Origin of the sequence: Paenalcaligenes sp. Me52 (genome assembly GCF_050487965.1) — a bacterium.
In the GTDB taxonomy this organism is placed as follows: domain Bacteria; phylum Pseudomonadota; class Gammaproteobacteria; order Burkholderiales; family Burkholderiaceae_B; genus Paenalcaligenes.
The window spans coordinates 1,701,373-1,722,106 of the sequence record NZ_JBKQFO010000001.1; the positions used below are offsets into that span (position 1 = coordinate 1,701,373).

Here is a 20,734-nt window from a genome sequence, read left to right on the forward strand (position 1 = left end):
GCATTTTGCATTATCAAGGAATCCCCATGCGTTACCACAAACTTAAAGCGGGCCCTGAGCCAGGCACTTACGTCATGGAAAGCGCTCTTGTGACCGAACACGATATTCTCACTATGGCGAGACAACTCGCACGTAAGCGTTTTGCTAAAGGCCGAAGCCTTGCTAATCCCAGCGACGTCAAAGCTCACTTACAAACCCTGTATGCGCATTATGAGCATGAGGTGTTTAGCATCTTGCTTCTCGATAATACCTACCGTGTCATTGGTCTGCATGAACTCTTTCGTGGCACGATCAGTTCGGCTGTAGTGCATCCGCGCGAAGTCGTGAAGCTGGCCCTCAAACACAATGCTGCCGCTGCTATTTTGGTACACAACCATCCTTCCGGTAATCCTGAACCTAGCCAAGTGGATGTTGACCTCACCCGCACCTTAAAAAACACACTAGATCTCGTTGCTGTGCAAGTGGTGGACCATATCGTTGTAGGGACTGAAGGCTGCACGTCTTTAGCTGAACGTGGCCAGATATAGCGCATTACTTAGTACTGTTGTTATCACCCTTTTCTAGAGCCCTCTGTACATGCAGTGGGCTCTTTTTATTTGGAGTTCATCATGATTAAAGGTTTAGCCATCACTCCTCCCGTGCTTGGTCGTATCTCTATTGGCCGTGTTGTTGAACGTAACGGTAAACGTCTACCCGAGAAAGATGACCAATTCACGATTACCAGCCAGATTCATACGAAAGATGGCTGGATTGCTCACCCCCTAGATGAAACGTTACGTAAACAAAGCCCTAACGGTAAGTTGCGCTCTATTCCTGTCACATTACTTTTTAATGATCCCGATTTGAATCTACGTGCAGAGTACTCATTGTTTGATCGCAGTTCGGGGCGTCCGGTATGTGTTGGCAATGGGGATACGTGCCGACGGCTTACCACCAGTGGCATACAAAGCCTGCCTTGCCCTGGTAGCGATAACTGTGAGCTAGCGAAAGGCGGTGCATGTAAGCCTTATGGACGCTTAAACGTCAAACTCACTGACGACGATGAACTGGGTTCGTTTATCTTTAGAACAACCGGCTACAACAGCATTCGCACCTTAGAGGCGAGATTGCATTACTTCCAAGCCGTATCAGGTGATCTGCTCGCTTGCTTGCCACTGGAGTTACGGCTACGAGGCAAAAGTACCGCTCAATCACGCGGCACACCTATTTACTACGTAGACCTCACCATACGCGAAGTCATGACGCTAGAAGAAGCGTTGACCCAAGCACAACAAACACACGCACAGCGTAAGGCCATGGGATTTGATCAACAAGCACTGGATGCCATTGCGCGTACTGGCTTTGCTAACGGAGCCTTTGAAGACAGCGTAGATGAAGCAACAGAGGTGGTAGAAGAGTTTTACTCAGATCAAAACCCCTATGCTGACAGCATGCAGAGCAAGCCATCACTTACTGACAAACTTACGCAATTGACTGGTGAGGTAGAAACCGACGTTGCGTGTGCGTAATCACTGTTAGGAGATTAAGATGTTTTTATTATTGGCAGTAATAGGCTTTATTGTGATGCTACGAGCTAGCTATAAACACTACGTAAAGTATCAGCGACTGAAGTTGGAGAATGAGTGTTTGCGTGAGCGATGGAAGCGCTCTCCTCTCATGTAGTCAATCAAAGACTCAGCACGAGTTTGCTGGATTGTGATGAGAACCAAAATAGAGCTTAGGTGCGCTTTTACTTTTTACTTAACCGATAAGCTAACTTCTCAACCAGTTCTAACACCATCAATCGGTCATCACTTTCCAGCGAAAACAACAATTGCTCAATGTGTTTAGCTTGATCCGATACTCTTGGACTGGCTTCAGTCACTAGGTCTTCTATTTTGCACTGAAAAATATCAGCCAACTCTCCCAAACGTATTACGGTAGGCAAAGCCACACCACGCTCCAACCGAGACACAGCCTCAACACCAACTCCTAGGCGTTCTGCCACTTGCTCTTGCGTTAGCTCGCTAGCCATGCGTCGTTTTGCTATTGCTCTACCCACTAAACTACTCAAGAGCTTCATCTCTGTTTCAACCATACCATCTCCCATATCAACCCATATGGTCAGGTATCATCTTTTTGAGATGAAGTGCTTAATAAGTTGGTAAACAACCTTTTGAGTTGGTAAACTTACCTCATCAATTATTTATAAAAGAGTAAAGTACGGAAACAGTAAAGGCATTACGCACACCTAACCAGCCTCAAAACAAGGATGCCTTTGTTTTGAGTTTTTTAATAAAGAGAATTTAATATGATTAATGAACTTTCCACTGCAGCAGCTTCGTTACTGCTGTTTTTTGGTGGCTCACAAAGTAGTGATGAGAAAGTAGCTCCAGTTAAAGCTGAATCTGCATTCCAATGCTCCCAAATTAATCAAGCTGCAGGTAGCCGTGATTACCGTGCCGTTAACGAAATGATAGAGCTATCGCTACGTCAACTAGACAAAACTTATACGGATGACAGTACTATCGAGCGGTTTTATCAAGTACGGTTACGAGGGGAGATTCCGCGTTACCCCAACACAGCCTTTATGGATCATGCTACCTCTCGTGGAATTGGTGGACTTCAACGATACAAAGAGTTGTATTCGCAAAAAATCATAGATACCTGCATAGAAACACCTAACTTAGGTGTTCTTGAGGCTGCTACGAACGCACTTAATGAAACATATCAGCTGACGACTACAACCCCTTTTTATGCTCTCTGTAACGCCTATAACAAAGGCACTATTACCTATAATTCATTAATTGCACTTGCACTTGACTCAACTATATCGAGTCAGCTTGCTGGAGTTGCCTTAGTTCAAAGAGAGCCAGCGTATGGTGATGCACACTTGGAGGCAATCATTTCTCAGCAATGTGCTCTGGACCCTATGCAACCAGCCCTAGAGGTCATGTTTACTTCTGCCCATAAAACAATTGACACAGCTAGAGCCGAGGCTAGTGCCCAAGCAACGGCTGAACATAATGCGAAACGAGAAATAGAACTACAAGAACAAGCCCGTTACCAGCAAGAGCAAGAACAACTCCAATTTGAACAGGAGGAAAACCTGAAGTTCAAGAGCCTATATGACAATCCAGAATCAGACGTGGTATGTCGTGACGTGAGTGAACAGGCGTATATAGCTTCAAGAAACAATGACTCTAAGACAGGCTTATTAAAAACATTCGAAGATGCCATTACTCGATTGAATTTTGAATCAGATCGACAGCAAGCTCTCATATCTAGCTTGCACAACGATAGTTTACGTATAGTGTCACTGGTTCTTGGCTACTGCCAAGACAATCCTACTTACAGGTTTCAAAATGTGCTTAACTTTTTGCTACCTGGTACACCTCTCACCGAAACAGCAAGCACAGATCAAAATGAAGAGGCTGACATAGCATTTAACCGTATAGCGGTTATCAATGATCCTGACGGATATACCAACATTCGCAGTCAAGCAAATGCGAAGAGCCATGTAGTTTCACGGATTGTTGAAGGAGAACAGTTTTACACCTATGAGCAAGAGGGGCGCTGGTGGAAGGTTCAAACAAAAGGAAAGCAAACAGGATACGTACATGTTTCGCGTATTCGACTGCTGGATTGAGATAGTGGCTTAATGCGCATTACGCCTAAAGTTGACCTGACTCATAAACATCGCTCTCAAAACCTTGTCCATGAGTCAGGACGTAGAACAAAAACCATCCGCACGCAATTAACTCTCTACATTAGCCCTAAATCACCAACAACTTTAGTCCTCTACCAGCTCTGTCTCTTTCTGAATTTCGTATTTAGCTTGCTGTCGGACCCAATCATCCTCCAATAGAGGGCTGGATTTCATTCGCTCCTCTATCGCCAACGATTCTCGAAACTCAGCAGCAACAGCCCTCATAGTCCAAGAGGTTTCAATACCTCGTGTTTCAATTGCCTCGCGTAAATTTTTAATTCCCACACGGAAAAACTCCTTACGCGGATTAACTTTATTAACTTGTGCTTTCACAAACTCCGTATGTAACTCACGCTCTAAAGCCGGTGCATCCTCAGACCAAATCATTGCATGAATATCAAAGGGGAAAGGTACACTAGCATCACTTAACTCACGCACACGATCAGATGGCTCAAGCCTACGAGTCATACCAACTTTAAAAACATTCTCGCCAAACGAACCTTCATTTGAAATGATATAAACATGGCCAGCACGTGTTTGCTGCGCCATAGATAATGCTCGTTGGCTCTTCGCTTCAGCCTCTGCTAAGCGCGCTTGCAACTCTGCGAGTTGCGCCTCGTACTTCGCCTTTTGTTCAGCACCCGCCTTGTCAATCTGCTGACGCATCTTAGCCATTGCCTTTTCGATGCTTTCTTCTTCTTTTGCTGCATCCTTTAGCGCTTTATCAATTTCTCTGCGTGCGCGCTCTTCTTCCCTGATACGCTCACGTATCTCGCGCTGCTCTTCGCGTTCTCGCTCACGCACCGCATGCACAGCCACAGCCCAACGCAACTCCTGCATCCGCGAGTTTAAGTACTCATCTGTAATGCGAGCATTGCGGAAAGCGGAACCGTGATGATTTACCACGGCAAACGCATCTTTAATTTGTTGCTCTAAGATGCCGTAGTTATCTTGTTTAGCTCGTGTAAGGATACTATCCACCTTGCCATTGAAAGCATCCACAACAAAATGAATTGCTGTCGAACGTCGATGCGCTTCTACATAGTCACAACTTGCTGCCTTTAAGTCCTCGGTCAACATAAGAGTACGCTCACGCGCCAGTTTGAGTTGCTTTCCAGCATCATCAAACGAATACAGCTCTGCTAGCTCATCCAACAAACCAAACGTAGGCTTCAGGTACTTATCACCATAGCCTCTAATAATATTGCTCATTGCCGTAGCAGTCGCTTGCAAAGAGTCAGCTTCTTTGAGCGCCCTATAGGCATCCCCACCAATACGCTCAGCACTATCTTTGGCTGCTGCGATAATTTGGGCTGCTTGCTCATTAGAGTCCTTGATCAGCTGCTCAATACGAGCTCTGCGATCTCGTACTTGGCGCTGCACTTCATCTCGCTCAGCTTGCCCCTGCGCAATCAGTTCATCACAGTCTTTTTGAATCTGCTCCTTCATACGATCACAAGTTTCATTTGCCTCCTGCAAAAGACGTTTTGCTTCTTCGCTGGCATCGGCCACCTGTGAGAACCTTTCAAGCCGCTTAAGTTGCTCGCTCATATTGACTAACTGTAGATTTAGCTCATCGATCTTTGAGTTACGATCACTTAACTCATCTCGACCAAGCATTACCTGAGCCTGTATAGCTAGAAGTTCTTTTTTTCTTTTGGATTGCTTAAGAAGCAGAAAGACGATGTAAACAACCGCCAAAAATAACCAAAACTCCACAGCACTCAAGCTCCTATTCGATACGTTATTAATATATAGATGGCTTTAGCCCTTAATTCGTGAGGGCTATATAGTCTAAAGATGATTTTTTTATCAAACCATAAGCGAATAATTACTGAACCGATTAGGCTTGCAAAAGGGGATTTTTCAAGGAAAAACAATAGCATCTGCAGTTTACTGGCGAAAGGCGTACTCGTCCACGATGTATGTATTTGCCGTTTTGTTCTTTGGTAATGATTAACTGCGAGGCATTTCAATTGCCGCATTTAATTTCGTGTCGACCAGTAACAGTGGGGCTTGGGTCGCAGTTTGCATAACCCTAGCGGACAAATCAGCTCCTGATACATCCTCATATCGCGCTGGAATTCGCTCTTTGAGGCGGAATAAGCGCTGATGTGCTGTTCTTGTGAGTTGCCCATAGGTGGTTGCAATCACCCTTCCACGAAGAACACCATCCTCCCTAATCTCTTTCTCCCTAGCAGTCTTTGGGGCTATCTCGTAACCAACAACAAAGGCTCTGAATACGGGGGTGCCATCCAGTGCCCCACTGCCGAGAAAATCTTGTATGTAACCGTCGGCCTGGTTCATTTCCTCACGCCCTATGATCGATTTACCTTTTTTGAGTTCTATGATCAAAACGTCCTGAATACGCATCAAACTGGAGTTTGCTAAGTCAAACGCCTCTGTGCCCACTACTGAGCATGTCGCATCAGCTAGCGACACTATATCGGGCCGTTGTCTAGCGTTAGCGAAAGCAGTATGCGCGACACGCTTACTGAAGATCTTTGCTGTGGCCGTTCTCAGACTTACGTTGGAAGCGTACTCACTGCTATCGAACTCAGGACCAAACAGCCAACGGGCCTGAGTAACCAGTGGATGCAATGTATGCAGCTCATCAGTTGACGGATCTCCGCAAAGCTTCTCGATGGCTGTGATAACCGCTAGCCGGTTATCAATTTCGTCTAGTACCGACAGGGCATCCCGGACTGTCCATTGACTAAGCAATCGATCAAGCCCCTCGATGTCTGAATCATCGAGTTTGACCAGCTTCTCGAGCAAACCTGCCCCTCCTCTCGACTTCTCCAAATTGATCAATGCTTGGATGGCCGCAGACAAAGTATCCGGATGTACCGTCGGATTGGCGGTAACTAATTCACGCACGAAACTGGCGACATCAATACGCCCTAGTGGTGAGAGCCCCTTAAACCCCTCTCGGTTTCGTACTAGAGCCTCCTCTGAACTCTCCTCCACCCAATCAGAGGACAGTTTACTAAAGACCTGCTTCACATATTGTTGTACCGCCGTGAACATTGCATCGACTCTTGGGCCATGCTTGAAGCGAGTCCAATCTGGCTCGATCTCGTTAGCCCAGTTATCGTCAGCTTTGATAACGATGGAATAGCGCTTAGCAAACCTAGCACGGCCGTCAATAACACTCTCAGAACCAATCAGCCAACTTGGCCAGCCTACCAACCGACCATTCACCCAAAATGAGACACCTTGATAAATCGTCGATTTAGCTGCTTGTGACGAATCGACCAAAAAGGCCTCAGCCGCAGGACAGCCCGGAATATTTAACGTAGTCCGCTCGATCAGTCCTGATTGGTCTGCCAGTGACACCGATTGACCATTTACCCTTACGATAAACTGCGGATCGTGGAGAAATCTGGCAGATAGAATCTCACGAATGTGCGCTTCGTCAGGTAGATGTCTCTCCACAACAACCGATAGCCGCGTGCCATGACCAGACTGCGGAAACGATGTTTGCATTATGATTTTAAAGGGTGTCTCACTGCTCTGCGTACCAATTTTGAAACCTGAACCCTGCCCATTGCGCCAAGTTTTGACTTCGTAGTGGTCGGCAAAGCACAGTAGACCGTGCCTGCCTATGCCATTACGGCCATAAGCTTTACGGCGCCAGTCAGATCGTTCTGGAGGAAACTCTACGTGTGCTCCTTGGTGTTTGATTCGATCGTAGCCCAACCGCATCCAGCGCCCCCTAAACTGATCATCGCTCATACCATGTCCATCGTCTTGAACAGTAAGGACTGTACCTCTTACACTGGGCACAGTTATATCAACCAAAGACGCACCGGCATCCCATGCGTTAGCAACCAGTTCTGTCAGCGCGACCGTGGGATCATTCGCGATAGGCCCCAGCGTTCGAATCAAATAGTCTTCTTCGAAGAATGAGCCTGTTAATGTGTCTTGTTTTTTGGGTCTAGCCATGATCTGATCCCTTCACAGAAACAGCAACTATAAGCCACTGATAGTATCGCAAACTTTGAGTAGACGCCTTTAAACTCACAATGGAATAGACTCTGAGCTGCTAGTTGATGCTGTATGGCAATCATCAAACTCCGTCGTACTTTGTGAGCTGTTAGTTACTTACCCAAAGTGCGCTTTTCGATGACAGTTAGGACAAAGTGCGACTGCATTTTTGACAGTGTCATATCCGCCATCAGCTAAACGTTTCACATGATGTACTTCTAAGTACGGGGTGCCATCTGAGGCTCGAAAAAAAGGCGCATTGCATTGGCATAGTTCGCATTTTCCATTTGCCCGTATCAATACCTCTGCAACAACGATCGGATTTCGGATAAAGGCCGTAGTTCTGACTTCTACACGCTGTGGCAATGCATGACTATTCCTAAGTTCTCTTTTCCGCTCCTCACTGGACATTGCCATTGCCTCTCGAGTTTTGACGAGGAGAGCGCTTTCAAGTGTTTCCAAAAGCGGAACAACCGATAATGCAAATTCAATAGCGGCATTTGGGTTCTTGTATGCTCGTTTTGAGATTTCATCAGCAACCCCGCTTGGCAGACGAAACTCCCTGCCGCTAGTCAGTTTAAACACACTAGCATAGTGATAGTCTAGGATACGAATAGCCACATGACACTTATCTCCATCAACCAAATCCCCACAAATTCCTGTTGGTACTGACCATTGCAAGAATTGCTTTCGCAAAGCCCCTCTATACTGACAGTTGAGCATCCAATGAGGCATGTGAAGATCTCCAATTAAACTGAAAGTTGTGAATGGTAAGCCAATAAAAACGATATCCAACCTATGACATATACGGCACCGCGTGAAGGGCCTCATCAAATCCTTAAACCCCTAGATTGCACAATACGCTCAGAGGACGAGAGTTGTCTGTTGGTTTGAGCTTTCTCTCCTGATTTGTGTACCGTATCAGATACATAGTAATCTTTTATCGATAACCCAAGTGCTCCTTGCTAGCTAGAGCTCCTAGCCCATACATTCCTCTCACCTTGCACGCGCCTTATCGATGCGCACCTGAACCCACCTTTCTACTTCACTTTTTAACCAACGTGAACTGCGCCCGAACTTAACTGGTCGTGGAAACTCCCCTTCCTGTATCTGCTTGTAGAACCACTTGTCTGTTAAACCCGTGTACTGAGTAATAAAATCCATATTCACAAACTGATCTTTCAGTAGCGAAGTGTGCTCATAAGCCATCTGTACAGCGTGGTCTATATTTTGTGTGGCCGTGGTATTCATGTTGTTCTCCTGTCTTGATAAAAGGCAGAAGGCAATGCCAGCCAAATGAACCGGCACTTCTTCTACAACATGAATCCACTGCGTAATAAATTACAGACTACTACCTATCGAACGCTCACCATCTCCATAACGCTTGGTAGCATGCTTTGTTAAGTAACCGGCACGCCTCTCTATGGCCTGAATCTGGTGGTTCAGTTCAGGACTATTACGGTCTACATAAAACCTCTGGCCAAAGTGAACAAGTGACTCAAAGTCTGAATGATGCAGTCCAGTAGCACTACACCAAGCCCCCCTCACCATCGTTGCTAGGCAGTGAGCACCTTCCTTGTATTCGCCTAACGCGTGATACACATCCTTGTTCACAAATATCAGCACGTGGTAGTGCTTTCTTCCACGCTCATCCCCATACTCACGCACCCAGACATAGTTCACTGCGCATGGATATTCTCGCCCCCAGGCTCTTGTTTTTCTTTCTAGATCTGACCTGATCTTCGCTTTCAATGAAGAGAAGAATCGAGTGATGACTCTGGAGTCATACTCAGCGTAGGTTTCAATATCTGGAAAGCGCAAATCACAACGGAAAACCATAGACCTTGAATGAGCCTCCAATGCTTTTGAGATAGTGTTCCTGATGATGGATTGGTACCCAGCGTTATAGCGACTTTGTGGCATGACCTTCTCCTATGTTTATTAATCACATAGGAAGATCAGTACTGTTTATTTTTTACTTTCATCGGTGACATAGGCATCACCCTTATGCCATGAGCGCTTCTCAGTAGCATGACTAGGCTCTGTGACTCTTGTCAGCGCAGGTCTTCGTTCCTTCTATTACTAAACCAACAACAATTACAAGTAGCAGTACACGAAAATCACATACCCTAACAAGCCAATAATGAATACCTGTACGTTTTGAGTAGCAGAATTAACTCTTAAGTTATCGACTGACAGCTAGCTTTCTGCCCCCACCCCAACTATCAGCAGCAACTTGCTTTAGATAAATCACGTCAGTCAACACTAGCCGATCAAAATCCTAGAGGTTACTCTGATAGAGAAGGTTAATCCTCTGAAAGCTTGCTATCTCATTATAAATAAGCAAATACAAGCCATATAGTTCTAGTATAGTTTTGACATAGAATATACATAGTTACATTGAAGCTACTGAATAGTTAATATATAGTTCTCTACTATATTTTTGTACATTAAGTGTATGTCTGTTGCTATCACAAACCAGAGAATCTAAAACATGGCTCTTCACACTGATGATCGTCTACAGAGTTTTTTTTCTAGCTGGATCTTGGATGATCGTTCCCTCGTATGGCTGTGGCTTCAGCTAAATAAGTATGGTGCTGGTTTTCATGAGGATGATTTCAATACACTAGATATCCGAGAGGAAATGGCCGATTACCTTGCTGATAACGAAGACCTTATTAGAAGGATCGAAAGAGCTCAGAAGAGCGCTTTCATCCCAGAGCATGACCTCCGTTGGATCGACAAATCCGGACGTCAGCCCGCCTGGCTTCTGAAACAACATCTCGACACTATCCCCCAGCCCCCACAATTACCATCACACCTCACCACCAGAGAACGACTGATTACATTACTAGACTTTTGTGATGGAATAGTCCCCAGAAAACAAGACACTATCGGTCTCTCCCCACAACCACAGCCAGACCTCTCTACCAGAGAAAGCGTGATGGCAATAGTAGGCTTGTCCGATACAACAATATCCACAAAACAAGAGGCTCTGAAAGATTGGCAAGCCGCATGGGTGCAGCACCAAGTCGAAGATAGGTATTTCAACTGGTACTCCATTGGTGGCGAAGAAAAACAAAAATGCCGGATTGCATGGCAATGGTATCAAGACAACCACAGAAGAGAAGCCAGCTATGCCGAAGCTTTTTCCAAACCAACAGACGTTTTAGAGTTTCTCGACGACACCAGCTTTAGCCTGGACGAAAAGCGTTTTCATTTAGAAGAAATTAAGAAAAAATTCAAAGCTCAACAGATCGCAGCTAAGCGTAAGGACAAAAAGCAAACCAACCTATCCTTATCTGATGATGCTAGAAAAAAACTAGACTCTCTCGCGAAGAGGAGACGAATGACCAAAACTGAGCTAATTGAATTGCTAATCGAGAACGCGCACGAGCGCGACGTGTTTTAGACTAAGAATTTCCGACTTTGCTGCAGAACACCCCAGAGGCAAGGCACAACCAAAAACATGAAGAATGGACCGGAGCTTAACAAAGCTGTAATTTTTAATGTATGCACACACAGTCGCTCATCAACCCACAATCATGCCTTGAAACCAAACGGTGAGTATATTGGTGAGTACAATTATATAAACCTCAAAAAACAAACCATAATCTATTGATTTTTAATAATTATTTATTTTGAATGATTATTCAGGCGCAGAATATCGAGTAATACCGACTAAAGGTCAATAAGCTCAACGAATACCCACCACTATAATTTTGGTGGGTATTTTTTGTGTACTTAGTCGCACATCTGATGTTAAAGGCGTATTGATGACAGCAGCCCCCCCGCTCTTTTTAGTCGGTGTGATATTTGCTGTAGCATTTATTGTGATTACTTTTATCATAGGACTAGGCCTTTCTTGGCTGGGGAAACGCTCCCCCACCATCAAAATACACCGCCCTTTCTTGAGTGTGTACCTAGTCGCAGGGCTGGCTCTGGTTGTGCGGCTATTTTTTGCTGCACCACAAATAGCCGTATCATCTGTCGTTTCAACCTCTATCAATGTAGTGCCACCCTATTATCTTTGCTTTTTTATTGTTGGCATCATCGTTTTCAGTATACGACTGGAGGGTGAGCACTCAGGTAAAAGGACCGCATTCTACGCCTCATGCCTATCCCTTACATGCATTCTTTTTTTCTATCTCATTGAAATAGCCGTTCTGCTTTATATCAAATCCTAATCTGTAGATTATTTAGTAACTCTAAAGATGCAAGCGGCCTCTTCTTTCCCTCAACAGGTGTAATGGCAGATACTTTGTTTCGAGATACTCTTCAATGCTCTGAGACAGACTTTGCAGCAAGAAACAGAGTTCCTAGCTTAGCTAGCGCACATACGATGTGAGTTCTCGATAGAAAACAAAGGAGATGTCACATATGGCTTTGCTTGATGGAAAGGTTGCCATTATTACAGGAGCATCCTCGGGGATAGGCCGCGCTATAGCAATAATGTTTGCTGCACACGGGGCCGCGGTAGTTCTCACCGCAAGACGCAAAACCTTGCTCAACGAGGTGGCCCATTCAATCCACGATAGTGGCGGCCGCGCCGAAGTTGTGGCGGGAGATATTTCTTGTACCCACACGCACGATCAGCTAATCGAAACCGCTCTCAGTAAGTTTGGCGGACTAGATATTGCAATCAACAACGCAGGTATTGTAGGTGCCGTTAAACCTTTGACTGAATTAACGCTAGAGGAATGGCAAGAGACGCTGGACACTAATCTCACCGCCGCTTTTCTTGGTGCTCGTAGTCAGATACCTGCCATGCTTCAACGTGGTGGCGGGTCTATTGTTTTCACCTCGAGTTTCGTAGGCACTAGCGTAGGTCTACCCAACATGACGGCCTATGGTGCTTCTAAAGCAGCACTAATGGGTCTGGTAAAGGGCATCACTGCGGAATATGCCAGCCAAGGCATACGTGCCAATGCTCTGCTACCGGGCGGAACTGATACCGACATAGCGGGAGACCAGGAGACTAAGGAGTGGGCTGCTGGATTACACGCAATGAAGCGCATTGCATTGCCTGAAGAAATTGCATCTGCCGCACTGTTTCTTGCTAGCCCTATGTCTAGTTTCGTGACAGGCTCAGCTCTTTTTGCTGATGGTGGCAATGCCGCGGTGAAATGACAATAGAGAACATAGCCCTCGCAGCCCCTCCCGTCTTTCACACCTCAAGTCCATGCTTATTTAAGCCCTAACCTTAGTATTCAGCATAGAAAAACAGGCCACCCACGATGGTCTGTTTTCTTGTCCCATTACGGCTCTACAACCTGGCTAACAACTTCAGGAATATCCCATGCACCGCCTACTCGGATGGCTCTACAGCGCCCCGTGTCGCCTCGTGAGCTTTCCATAAACTCTTTGCCGTCCCAGACCCATTCCTGATAACTCCAGCAATCTCCTACGCCACGCCCTTTCATACCTGAAGAAATTACGCCATTTTCGTAGTAGTTTCCGCTGTCACTCACCCACTCCGGTGCTGACTGCATATCGTTACTGATAACAAAGTAAGCTTCCCCTCCGTTGTAGGCTGCCATCCAGCACGGTGCACTCACTACTGATGAGTGCTGATTAAGCTGTGCGATAGTCCACGGCTCATCTAATCTGTCATCACTGCAAGAGTTATCTGAGTCCGCCGCTAATATTCGCAATAGCTCTGGCTTTATGAGTGCTTCTTCTTGCGCAGTCATAGGGCGCAAGCGTTGATCTACCACTGGCGCACGAACAATAACGGGGGCTGCAATGGGCGACTTAACGGATGCCTCATTTGCTTTTCCTTTGCGAAGAATAGCGCTGGCTGTATTCACACGCCCTTGAGCATCATCCATCTTGAGCAGCACGGCACTTGAGCCTGCCCCTGACAGCACATAATCACTGCCCTGCTCACGAAAAGTAATAGGCTTATCTTTTTTCAGTGCGTCAAGAAACAATGCCAACTGAGCATCACTCATTTGCCATGATTCGTCTTCGGCCACGCTTAAGGTGCCCACTGCGCGACCGGCAATGATGAGCTCAACTGGTGGGTTTGCCTGCCAAGGCTCATCGTAGAAATGCGCCAGCATGACTCTATTTGTAACTGGCGCTCCCCTACCCGCCTGTCGCGTCAGTAACACCGTTGCACCATCCTCGGCATCGTATTCTGCATAACCTGCCGCCCTGCAGGTTAGCGTGTTATCACAGGTCAAATCCCAGTCTTTATGAGAGAAGCTCACTGCTGCGCTCTCTGCGACTGCACTTCCAGTACAAAGGGACAGTGCTATCAAGACTGCTGGGGCTGCGAAAAATGCAGCGTACGATTTTTTTTGTTGACCCATATTCTGCTCTAGCTCCTGCCGTTATTTTTAACTTCGGTTATCTAACCATATGTTATGCGGTTTACCGATAACCCGCATAACTCCACATACTAAATATCTGAAAATATACATATTAATGGTTTACCTGCTCGTCGCCAAATATCAACACAATACTTAAAATATGTAAAAATAAATCCTAAAATATTTCACTAATGGCAGACTCATACAATTCCTCATTTATCTCAAAAGATGTTTCTGATTGCTGTACCGCCTGAATTACGTAAAACAAAGTTTTTATGTCTTATTCGCGTTTTCCATGAGCATCTTATTGCCGTATGCACCAGAGCATTAAGGACAGCACCAGTCACTGCATACACCGTCAAATGAGGCATAGAAATAAGCAAGCACCATTAGACACTAAGGACCATGCTTACATCGCAGCACTTAGTAAACAACCACAAATAACACTCAGCACAAGCACAAGGGGACAGTCTCGTGAAGAAAACACTATTTGCCGTGAGCATGCTCATGGGCGCTACTTCTATTGCACATGCAGAAACCTCCGTAACCCTATACGGCACTATAGACACTGGTATCGGTTTCCAATCTTTCAAAAATAGAGACGATGGTGTCAAAGCCTCGCAAACCGGCCTGTTTAACGGCGTATGGTCCAGTAGTTCCTGGGGCCTGAAAGGCAGCGAAGACCTAGGTGATGGCTTACGAGCCATCTTTAAACTGGAAAGCGGCTTTAATGTGCTCACCGGAACCTCGTCTAGTGATCGGTTATTTAAAACTACCACACTAGGTCTAAGCAGTGATAATTGGGGTAGCATTAGTTTCGGTCGTGTAGGCAATGCCATTCAAGACTACGCCAGTTATATTGCCGGCCCAGACGATGAGGAAAATCTGTCTGATATTACCAATACTTTTAGTGCTGCTGGTTCTAATAAAGCTGACAACACGATGGTTTATAAATCGCCTACATTCAATGGCTTAGATTTTTCTATTGGTTATTCTTTTAATACTAAAGGCCAACAAAGTTGGAATAGTAGTGAGAATACTAAACTCATCACCTCTGCCGTAGGCTACTCCAATGGCCCATTGAGTCTATCCTTGGGCTACGACCGCTTGCAATCAAAAGACTGGGCTAAAAAAGTACACTCATGGGTGCTGATCGGTGGTTACGATTTCAGTGCACTGCAACTTGGTGTAGCGGTGGGCCAAGATATTAATGGCCGACAATCAGGGTTTGGCTCTTATGCGCCCTCTTCCTCGTTCAAGTTTTGGAACTCTGGCTACACCAAAGATTTCAAAACTACCAGCTTTACGATCAACGCCACAGTGCCTATCACCCCTGCTTCTAGCGCAATGGTGGGTTGGAGTGTTTCGCGTGCCAGCAGCACCTTCAACGACACCCACAATCTAGACAAGCGTCAGCAGAATATTTTTAGCGCCGGCTATTCCTACAACCTGTCCAAGCGCACAACGCTTTACGCATTAGCAGGCTATGCCACAGGCTTTGCCTTCCAAAACGTTAGAGGCCAGCAAGCCATTGTAGGGTTGGATCATAGCTTCTGACCTTCATTGCTTCATGTGTTTCGGGTCTGACATAACAACAAATTAGCCCCACCTCACGCTCAGGAGTTGGCTGTAATGAGTACACATCAAACTGGATTTTCCCGTAGGGATTTCATCAAGCTAGGTACAGTAGGTGGTATCACCCTACTGTTGGGTCGTTTACCTACTGCCCATGCGCTGGAAGTTAACTCTGGCGCTAGCTCTACCGACTGGATTGGTCGCGACGGTAAGGCCAAATTTCGCTGGGATGCCATACGTAAAGTAACTGGTCAAAAGAACTTTTCTTTTGACTTCCGTTCCAGCGACCTACCAGGCTGGCCCCAACAGCAGGGTTATGCCTTCATGTTGAAAGCCAGCGATGCCGAACACCGCTTTGAAGGCGTAGACATTTCCATCTTAGGCGATGACTTACAGCCTGACAGACTACTGCTGCAAAAAGACTTGGCTGAACACGGTCTAGAAGCACCTAAGAGTATGGGTAAAGGTTTTTATGGTGAGCATATTCTGCTGCCTGTAGGCGAAACCGCGCCGCTTCTTGGGCATCCAGTTGCTATTCTTTTTTATAAAGACTACGACCGTTTCCAAGCCGCTAAACGCAAGCTGCGTTTTGATACTACCGTCGTAAAGTACGGCGAGTTTACAGGCCCCAAGCCACCGGCTAATTACGGTGCTGGCCGCTTTGTGCGTATAGGCGGAGAAACCCCCTATGACCCACCTAAATTTGCACCATTCCAGAATGGTTCACTTAAGGGCGGGTTCCATGGCAATGACGTTGTCTGGCCACCCTTTAAGCCTGATAATGCGCTTTTCATTCCAGAAGTCATCAAACGCAAACGCGGCAGTGGCTTTGAAGACTCTTTACATGCCTCTAGCCTAGATCCTACGGTACCAGAACAAGCTATGGATGCGGCGATGATCATTGCCGAAGATATAGAACAAGCGCGTCATAACCCGGATAAAATCGTGCTAGAGCGTCATGGTTTTTCACAATCTATTGACCCCTGTGCAATGGAGCCTGATAACTGTACGGCTTGGTACGATGCAAAGACCCGTAGCCTGCATATTATGACTGCTACGCAGTCGCCAGCAGGTGTGGCCAGTGCTGCGGCAGCGATGGTGAAAGACAATACCCAGGTTCCGGTAGAACGCATCATCTTGCTGACTGGCTCTACCGTGGGTTATGGCTCCAAGGATTATTCCGTATTCCCCTATTACGCCATTGCCGCCTGTTTATACAGTGGTGGCATGCCTGTTCGTATTGCCAATGACCGCTACGAACAGTTTCAGCTAGGCATGAAACGCCATTCTATTGCAATGGACGTCAGCATTACGGCGGATAGAAAAACGGGACAGTTTGAAATTCTAAAAGGTTTCTACAACTGTAACGGCGGCGGCAGGGAAAACTTATCGGTTGCTGTTTCTCACGTTGCCGCCCGTGGTGCGCAGTCTGTCTACTACTTCCCTAAGTCTGACTTGGCAACCGTGGCGATGGCTACGCAGGCCGTAGAAGCTGGCTCTATGCGTGGCTTTGGCTCGTTGCAATCCATGTCCATCACCGAAGTCATGGTAGATGAACTTGCCGACGAACTGGGTATAGACCCCATCGAACTACGCCGTCGTAACGCGTTGCGCGAAGGCGCTCAGAATACACAAGGTGGCGTGCAGGCTGGTGACCCTCGCATCGAAGAAATGCTGGATTTAGCTGCCAAACACCCATTATGGGCCAATAGAGATAAAGCCAAAGCCGAATACGATGCCGCTAATCCGGGCAAACGTTATGGCGTAGGTTTTGCACAAGTTCAGCAGGTTTATGGTTCCAGTGGTGACCCTAGTTTATTGGTGCTGGAGTTCGACAGCGACGGCAAACTAAACATGCGACATTGCGCCCAAGAAATTGGTACAGGCGCCACCACGGCACAACAGGTCATGGTGTGGCAGGCCTTAGGCAAAGCCCCTGATCACGTAGACTTTGGTGTCACTGAATTCCCTGAATTACCATTGACCAGCTCATGGGCCGATCAAAAACTGCAAGACGAGTACTCTAAAAACGACCCGTATTGGGTACCGTCCATTATTCCAGACATGAGTTCCTCTTCCAGTGTGTATTACATTGGTTTTGCTACACGCCAAGCAGCACGCTTTTTACTGGAGTTCACCCTTTGGCCTGCTGCACAAGCCATCTGGAGTCAGGGAGCAGGCGGAGGCCCGCTTTCCAGTTTCAATGTGCAATTCTCTGATCTACGCATTGGACCTGACGGCTTAGGCGGTGCAGGTATGAAGCCCATTGCTTTCGAGCAGCTTGCTAAAAAAGCGCACGAAATGGGATTGATCACAGGCGTAGCGCTACATACTTTCAGCCGTTGGGAATGGGCGAGTGCTGAGTTCGATATTCCCGGCATCGGGGTACGCACTCTACCTATAGATGCTTTGGCTATACGTTACGGTGACGGTGCCCCTGACTCATTGAAGCAGCGAATGACAACGGCTGGCTACGACTTCATCAAACGTAATAGCGCCACCTACCCTCCTACCCAACGCAGTAGCGCGGGTCCAACCACCTACACACCTGCCGCGTACATCGTAGAGCTTAATGTGAACACCTTCACCGGACAGGTTGAAGTGATGAATCACCACTCTCTGATGGACCCTGGCACGATGATTGTTCCAGAACTGGTCTCAGGCCAGCTACAAGGCGGTGCTGCCATGGGTATAGGCCACGCTCTGATGGAAGAATTGCCGCTCTATGAAGATGGCCCCGGTAACGGTACGTGGAACTTCAACCGTTATATGTTGCCACGCGCTAAAGATGTAGCCGTATGGAAGCAAACGGCAGATTACCTACCACCCTTGTCTGAAACCTCTCCCCCTAAAGGGATGGCTGAACTAGGCATGATTCCCGTGGTAGCAGCAATCAGCAATGCCATTACGCATGCGGTAGACAAACGTTTTTACGAATTCCCTATTACGCCTAAAAAAATCAAGGAAGCCCTGGCATGAGCTTAGAAAAACAACCTCTCACGCTCACGATCAACGGCAAGACTATTGGCCCCGTGGATGTACCACTGGATATGCCCATGATCGACTTTCTACATGAGCACTTAAACCTTACCGGCACACGCTTTGGCTGCGGCCAAGGCATTTGCCACGCCTGTACCATCGTAGAAAACCACCCAGATGGTTCCACAACAGAGAGCCGCACCTGTGTGTTTAGCGCGCATTACTTCAATAACAAGTCCATCACAACTATTGAAGGCCAAGCCAAATACGACAAGCTGGGTAAGGTAGAAGCCTTAACGCCGGTACAGCAAGCCTTTATTGATCACTTCTCGTTCCAGTGTGGCTACTGTACGCCCGGTTTTGTCGCTGGGGCCACAGTGTTTTTAGATGGCCTCAAACGCAAACCCGTGCAACGTGCCAATCTGGAAAGTGCCATCGAAGAAGCCTTAAACGACCACATCTGTCGTTGCACTGGCTATGTACGTTATTACGAAGCCGTGAAGGAAGTTGCTCTGGCAACGCCTGGCTGTGTGATTGACTAAGGAGGCAACATGCTACGTAAAGTAATCATTACCGTGATTCTGGTGGCTGTGGTGGTCTGTATAGCCATCTTGCTGGGTGCATTTCGCAGCACCAGCGTTGCCCCCGGCGTCGATAAGCCGTTAAGTGCGGATGAAATGCAGCAGTTGATTCCTCGTGGCCGCGAACTGGCCATGGCGGGCGACTGTTTTGGCTGTCACTCTCAACCTCAAGGCCCTAAAGCTGCCGGTGGTGTGGCCATTGATACGCCTTTTGGTACGCTGTATTCCACCAACATTACTCCCGACCCTACTTACGGCATAGGCAAGTACACGCGTGCGGACTTCCACCGTGCATTAAAAGATGGTGTAGCCCCTAAAGGCAACTTGTACCCGGCCATGCCATACATCTTCACGCACATCACCACGCCTGAAGATATTGATGCGCTGTACGCCTACCTGATGAGCATTCCTCCTATTGCTGTAGCGAACAAGAGCAATAGTGGTGCTTTCTCGTTGCCAGTGCGTCCGTTCATGAACTTCTGGAACCTGCTGAACTTCCCTGATCGCAGCGTACCCGAAAACGCAGAACGCTCTGCGCAATGGTTGCGTGGTGCGTACTTGGTACAAGGTGTAGGCCACTGCGCAAGCTGCCATACCCCACAGAATTTCATGATGGGTGTGGACTTTGCGCGTGATTTCCAAGGTGGTGAGATCAACGGCTGGGCTATTCCTAACATCACGGCTAGCTCCTTAGCCAAGCATGGTTTTGATGTAGCCACGCTGACCCAATACCTAAGCACAGGTATTGCACCTCAAGGCACGTCATTTGCGGACATGCATACAGTCACGCACTTCTCGACTAGCGCGATGAAAGTAGACGACGTAGAAGCGGTTGCTACCTACTTGCTCACAGATGCTAACGGTTCAATTCCTCCTGCAGCATCGGCTCCCACGCCCTTACCTGAAGCTGAGAACCCTACTGCTGACAGCAATATGGCCATCGGCAGACGCACCTACTTAGCCGCTTGTGCGGGTTGTCACGGCAGTAAAGGTGAAGGTATTCCTAATGTAGCGCCCGCCATGTACGGCAATGCCACCTTGGCGATGGACAGTGCCCAGAACCTGATACGTGTGGTGCTAAACGGTATTCCTACCCAGACATTCACGGGTAATCAGCGCATGTACGCCATGCCTCCGTTTGCTCACGAACTTAGCGATGAAGAAATCGCCGATCTGTCTACATGGATGCGAGCACAATGGGGTGGCCAAGCCACCGCAGTCACGCCCAGCCAAGTAAGTAGCATCGCCGGTTCCGTTCGTTAACATTCCCAGCAACGAGCAAGACTAAAGAAAAGGCCATCCAGTTTGGGTGGCCTTTCTTTTTAATAATGCGGCAGGTTCACGCTTTTCGCCCACTTCAGAAAGGCAATCAACTTACGTCGCCACACTGCTTTACTTTGTAGAAATAGTCGCATTCAACACACCACGCTCGTTATTACTTGGTGCTGTTTTCTACTGCCACCAGACCGCTATGCGTCACGTGCAATGACTACGATATAAGTCAACAGATGACTTACTTCACAGCCCGAAAACAAACATTGTTGAATGCATTCTAGGTAGAGACCGCCTACAACCAAACCATTTAAAGTTGATGGCTATATAAC

At 47.1% G+C, this 20,734-nt stretch carries 16 protein-coding genes; 9 read left to right on the forward strand and 7 right to left on the reverse strand.

The annotated features are described in order from the left end of the window. Positions 1-26: 26 nt before the first annotated feature. On the forward strand, positions 27-527 hold the full coding sequence (locus ACLO87_RS08015) for a JAB domain-containing protein (RefSeq protein WP_430223317.1): 501 nt from the start codon (positions 27-29) through the stop codon (positions 525-527). An 81-nt stretch (positions 528-608) separates the two neighbouring features. Next, a complete protein-coding gene (locus tag ACLO87_RS08020; RefSeq protein WP_430223318.1) occupies positions 609-1,508 on the forward strand; it encodes a recombination directionality factor in 900 nt (299 codons plus the stop codon). Between the two features lie 221 nt (positions 1,509-1,729). On the opposite strand, the gene ACLO87_RS08025 is transcribed toward ACLO87_RS08020, so the two are convergent. Beyond that, positions 1,730-2,077: a helix-turn-helix domain-containing protein gene (locus ACLO87_RS08025; RefSeq protein ID WP_430223319.1), complete on the reverse strand. Its 348-nt coding sequence runs from the start codon at positions 2,075-2,077 to the stop codon at positions 1,730-1,732. A 213-nt stretch (positions 2,078-2,290) separates the two neighbouring features. Here ACLO87_RS08025 and ACLO87_RS08030 point away from each other — a divergent pair, with 213 nt between their 5' ends. Continuing rightward, a complete protein-coding gene (locus ACLO87_RS08030; RefSeq protein ID WP_430223320.1) occupies positions 2,291-3,628 on the forward strand; it encodes an SH3 domain-containing protein in 1,338 nt (445 codons plus the stop codon). 144 nt (positions 3,629-3,772) lie between these two features. Here the strand turns inward: ACLO87_RS08030 and ACLO87_RS08035 are convergent, their stop codons facing one another. From ACLO87_RS08035 to ACLO87_RS08055, 5 genes are all read right to left on the reverse strand, one after another. Further along, positions 3,773-5,407, reverse strand: a complete 1,635-nt coding sequence (locus ACLO87_RS08035; protein WP_430223321.1) for a DUF4041 domain-containing protein — start codon at positions 5,405-5,407, stop codon at positions 3,773-3,775. A gap of 237 nt (positions 5,408-5,644) precedes the next feature. Next, positions 5,645-7,636 carry an ATP-binding protein gene (locus tag ACLO87_RS08040; RefSeq protein ID WP_430223322.1) on the reverse strand — a complete coding sequence of 664 codons (1,992 nt, stop codon included), beginning with the start codon at positions 7,634-7,636 and terminating at the stop codon, positions 5,645-5,647. 159 nt (positions 7,637-7,795) lie between these two features. Further along, on the reverse strand, positions 7,796-8,413 hold the full coding sequence (locus ACLO87_RS08045; RefSeq protein WP_430223323.1) for an HNH endonuclease: 618 nt from the start codon (positions 8,411-8,413) through the stop codon (positions 7,796-7,798). A 261-nt stretch (positions 8,414-8,674) separates the two neighbouring features. Next, a complete protein-coding gene (locus ACLO87_RS08050) occupies positions 8,675-8,929 on the reverse strand; it encodes a helix-turn-helix transcriptional regulator (protein WP_430223324.1) in 255 nt (84 codons plus the stop codon). A gap of 90 nt (positions 8,930-9,019) precedes the next feature. After that, entirely contained in the window at positions 9,020-9,601 is a 582-nt protein-coding gene (locus ACLO87_RS08055; RefSeq protein ID WP_430223325.1) for an inovirus Gp2 family protein, read from the reverse strand. A 571-nt stretch (positions 9,602-10,172) separates the two neighbouring features. On the opposite strand from ACLO87_RS08055, the gene ACLO87_RS08060 reads away from it, so the two are divergent. Beyond that, positions 10,173-11,090: a ribbon-helix-helix domain-containing protein gene (locus ACLO87_RS08060; RefSeq protein WP_430223326.1), complete on the forward strand. Its 918-nt coding sequence runs from the start codon at positions 10,173-10,175 to the stop codon at positions 11,088-11,090. A gap of 968 nt (positions 11,091-12,058) precedes the next feature. Beyond that, entirely contained in the window at positions 12,059-12,808 is a 750-nt protein-coding gene (locus tag ACLO87_RS08065) for an SDR family oxidoreductase (protein ID WP_430223327.1), read from the forward strand. 128 nt (positions 12,809-12,936) lie between these two features. On the opposite strand, the gene ACLO87_RS08070 is transcribed toward ACLO87_RS08065, so the two are convergent. Then, entirely contained in the window at positions 12,937-13,893 is a 957-nt protein-coding gene (locus tag ACLO87_RS08070; protein ID WP_430223328.1) for a DUF1176 domain-containing protein, read from the reverse strand. Positions 13,894-14,469: 576 nt separating this feature from the next. Here ACLO87_RS08070 and ACLO87_RS08075 point away from each other — a divergent pair. The 4 genes from ACLO87_RS08075 (at position 14,470) to ACLO87_RS08090 (ending at position 20,393) form a co-directional block, all read left to right on the forward strand. After that, on the forward strand, positions 14,470-15,552 hold the full coding sequence (locus ACLO87_RS08075; RefSeq protein ID WP_430223329.1) for a porin: 1,083 nt from the start codon (positions 14,470-14,472) through the stop codon (positions 15,550-15,552). Between the two features lie 75 nt (positions 15,553-15,627). Then, on the forward strand, positions 15,628-18,549 hold the full coding sequence (locus ACLO87_RS08080; protein ID WP_430223330.1) for a xanthine dehydrogenase family protein molybdopterin-binding subunit: 2,922 nt from the start codon (positions 15,628-15,630) through the stop codon (positions 18,547-18,549). Further along, positions 18,546-19,091 carry a (2Fe-2S)-binding protein gene (locus ACLO87_RS08085; RefSeq protein ID WP_430223170.1) on the forward strand — a complete coding sequence of 182 codons (546 nt, stop codon included), beginning with the start codon at positions 18,546-18,548 and terminating at the stop codon, positions 19,089-19,091. Before ACLO87_RS08080 ends, ACLO87_RS08085 begins: the two co-directional genes overlap by 4 nt. A 9-nt stretch (positions 19,092-19,100) precedes the next feature. After that, positions 19,101-20,393: a cytochrome c gene (locus ACLO87_RS08090; RefSeq protein WP_430223331.1), complete on the forward strand. Its 1,293-nt coding sequence runs from the start codon at positions 19,101-19,103 to the stop codon at positions 20,391-20,393. Positions 20,394-20,734 lie beyond the last annotated feature (341 nt).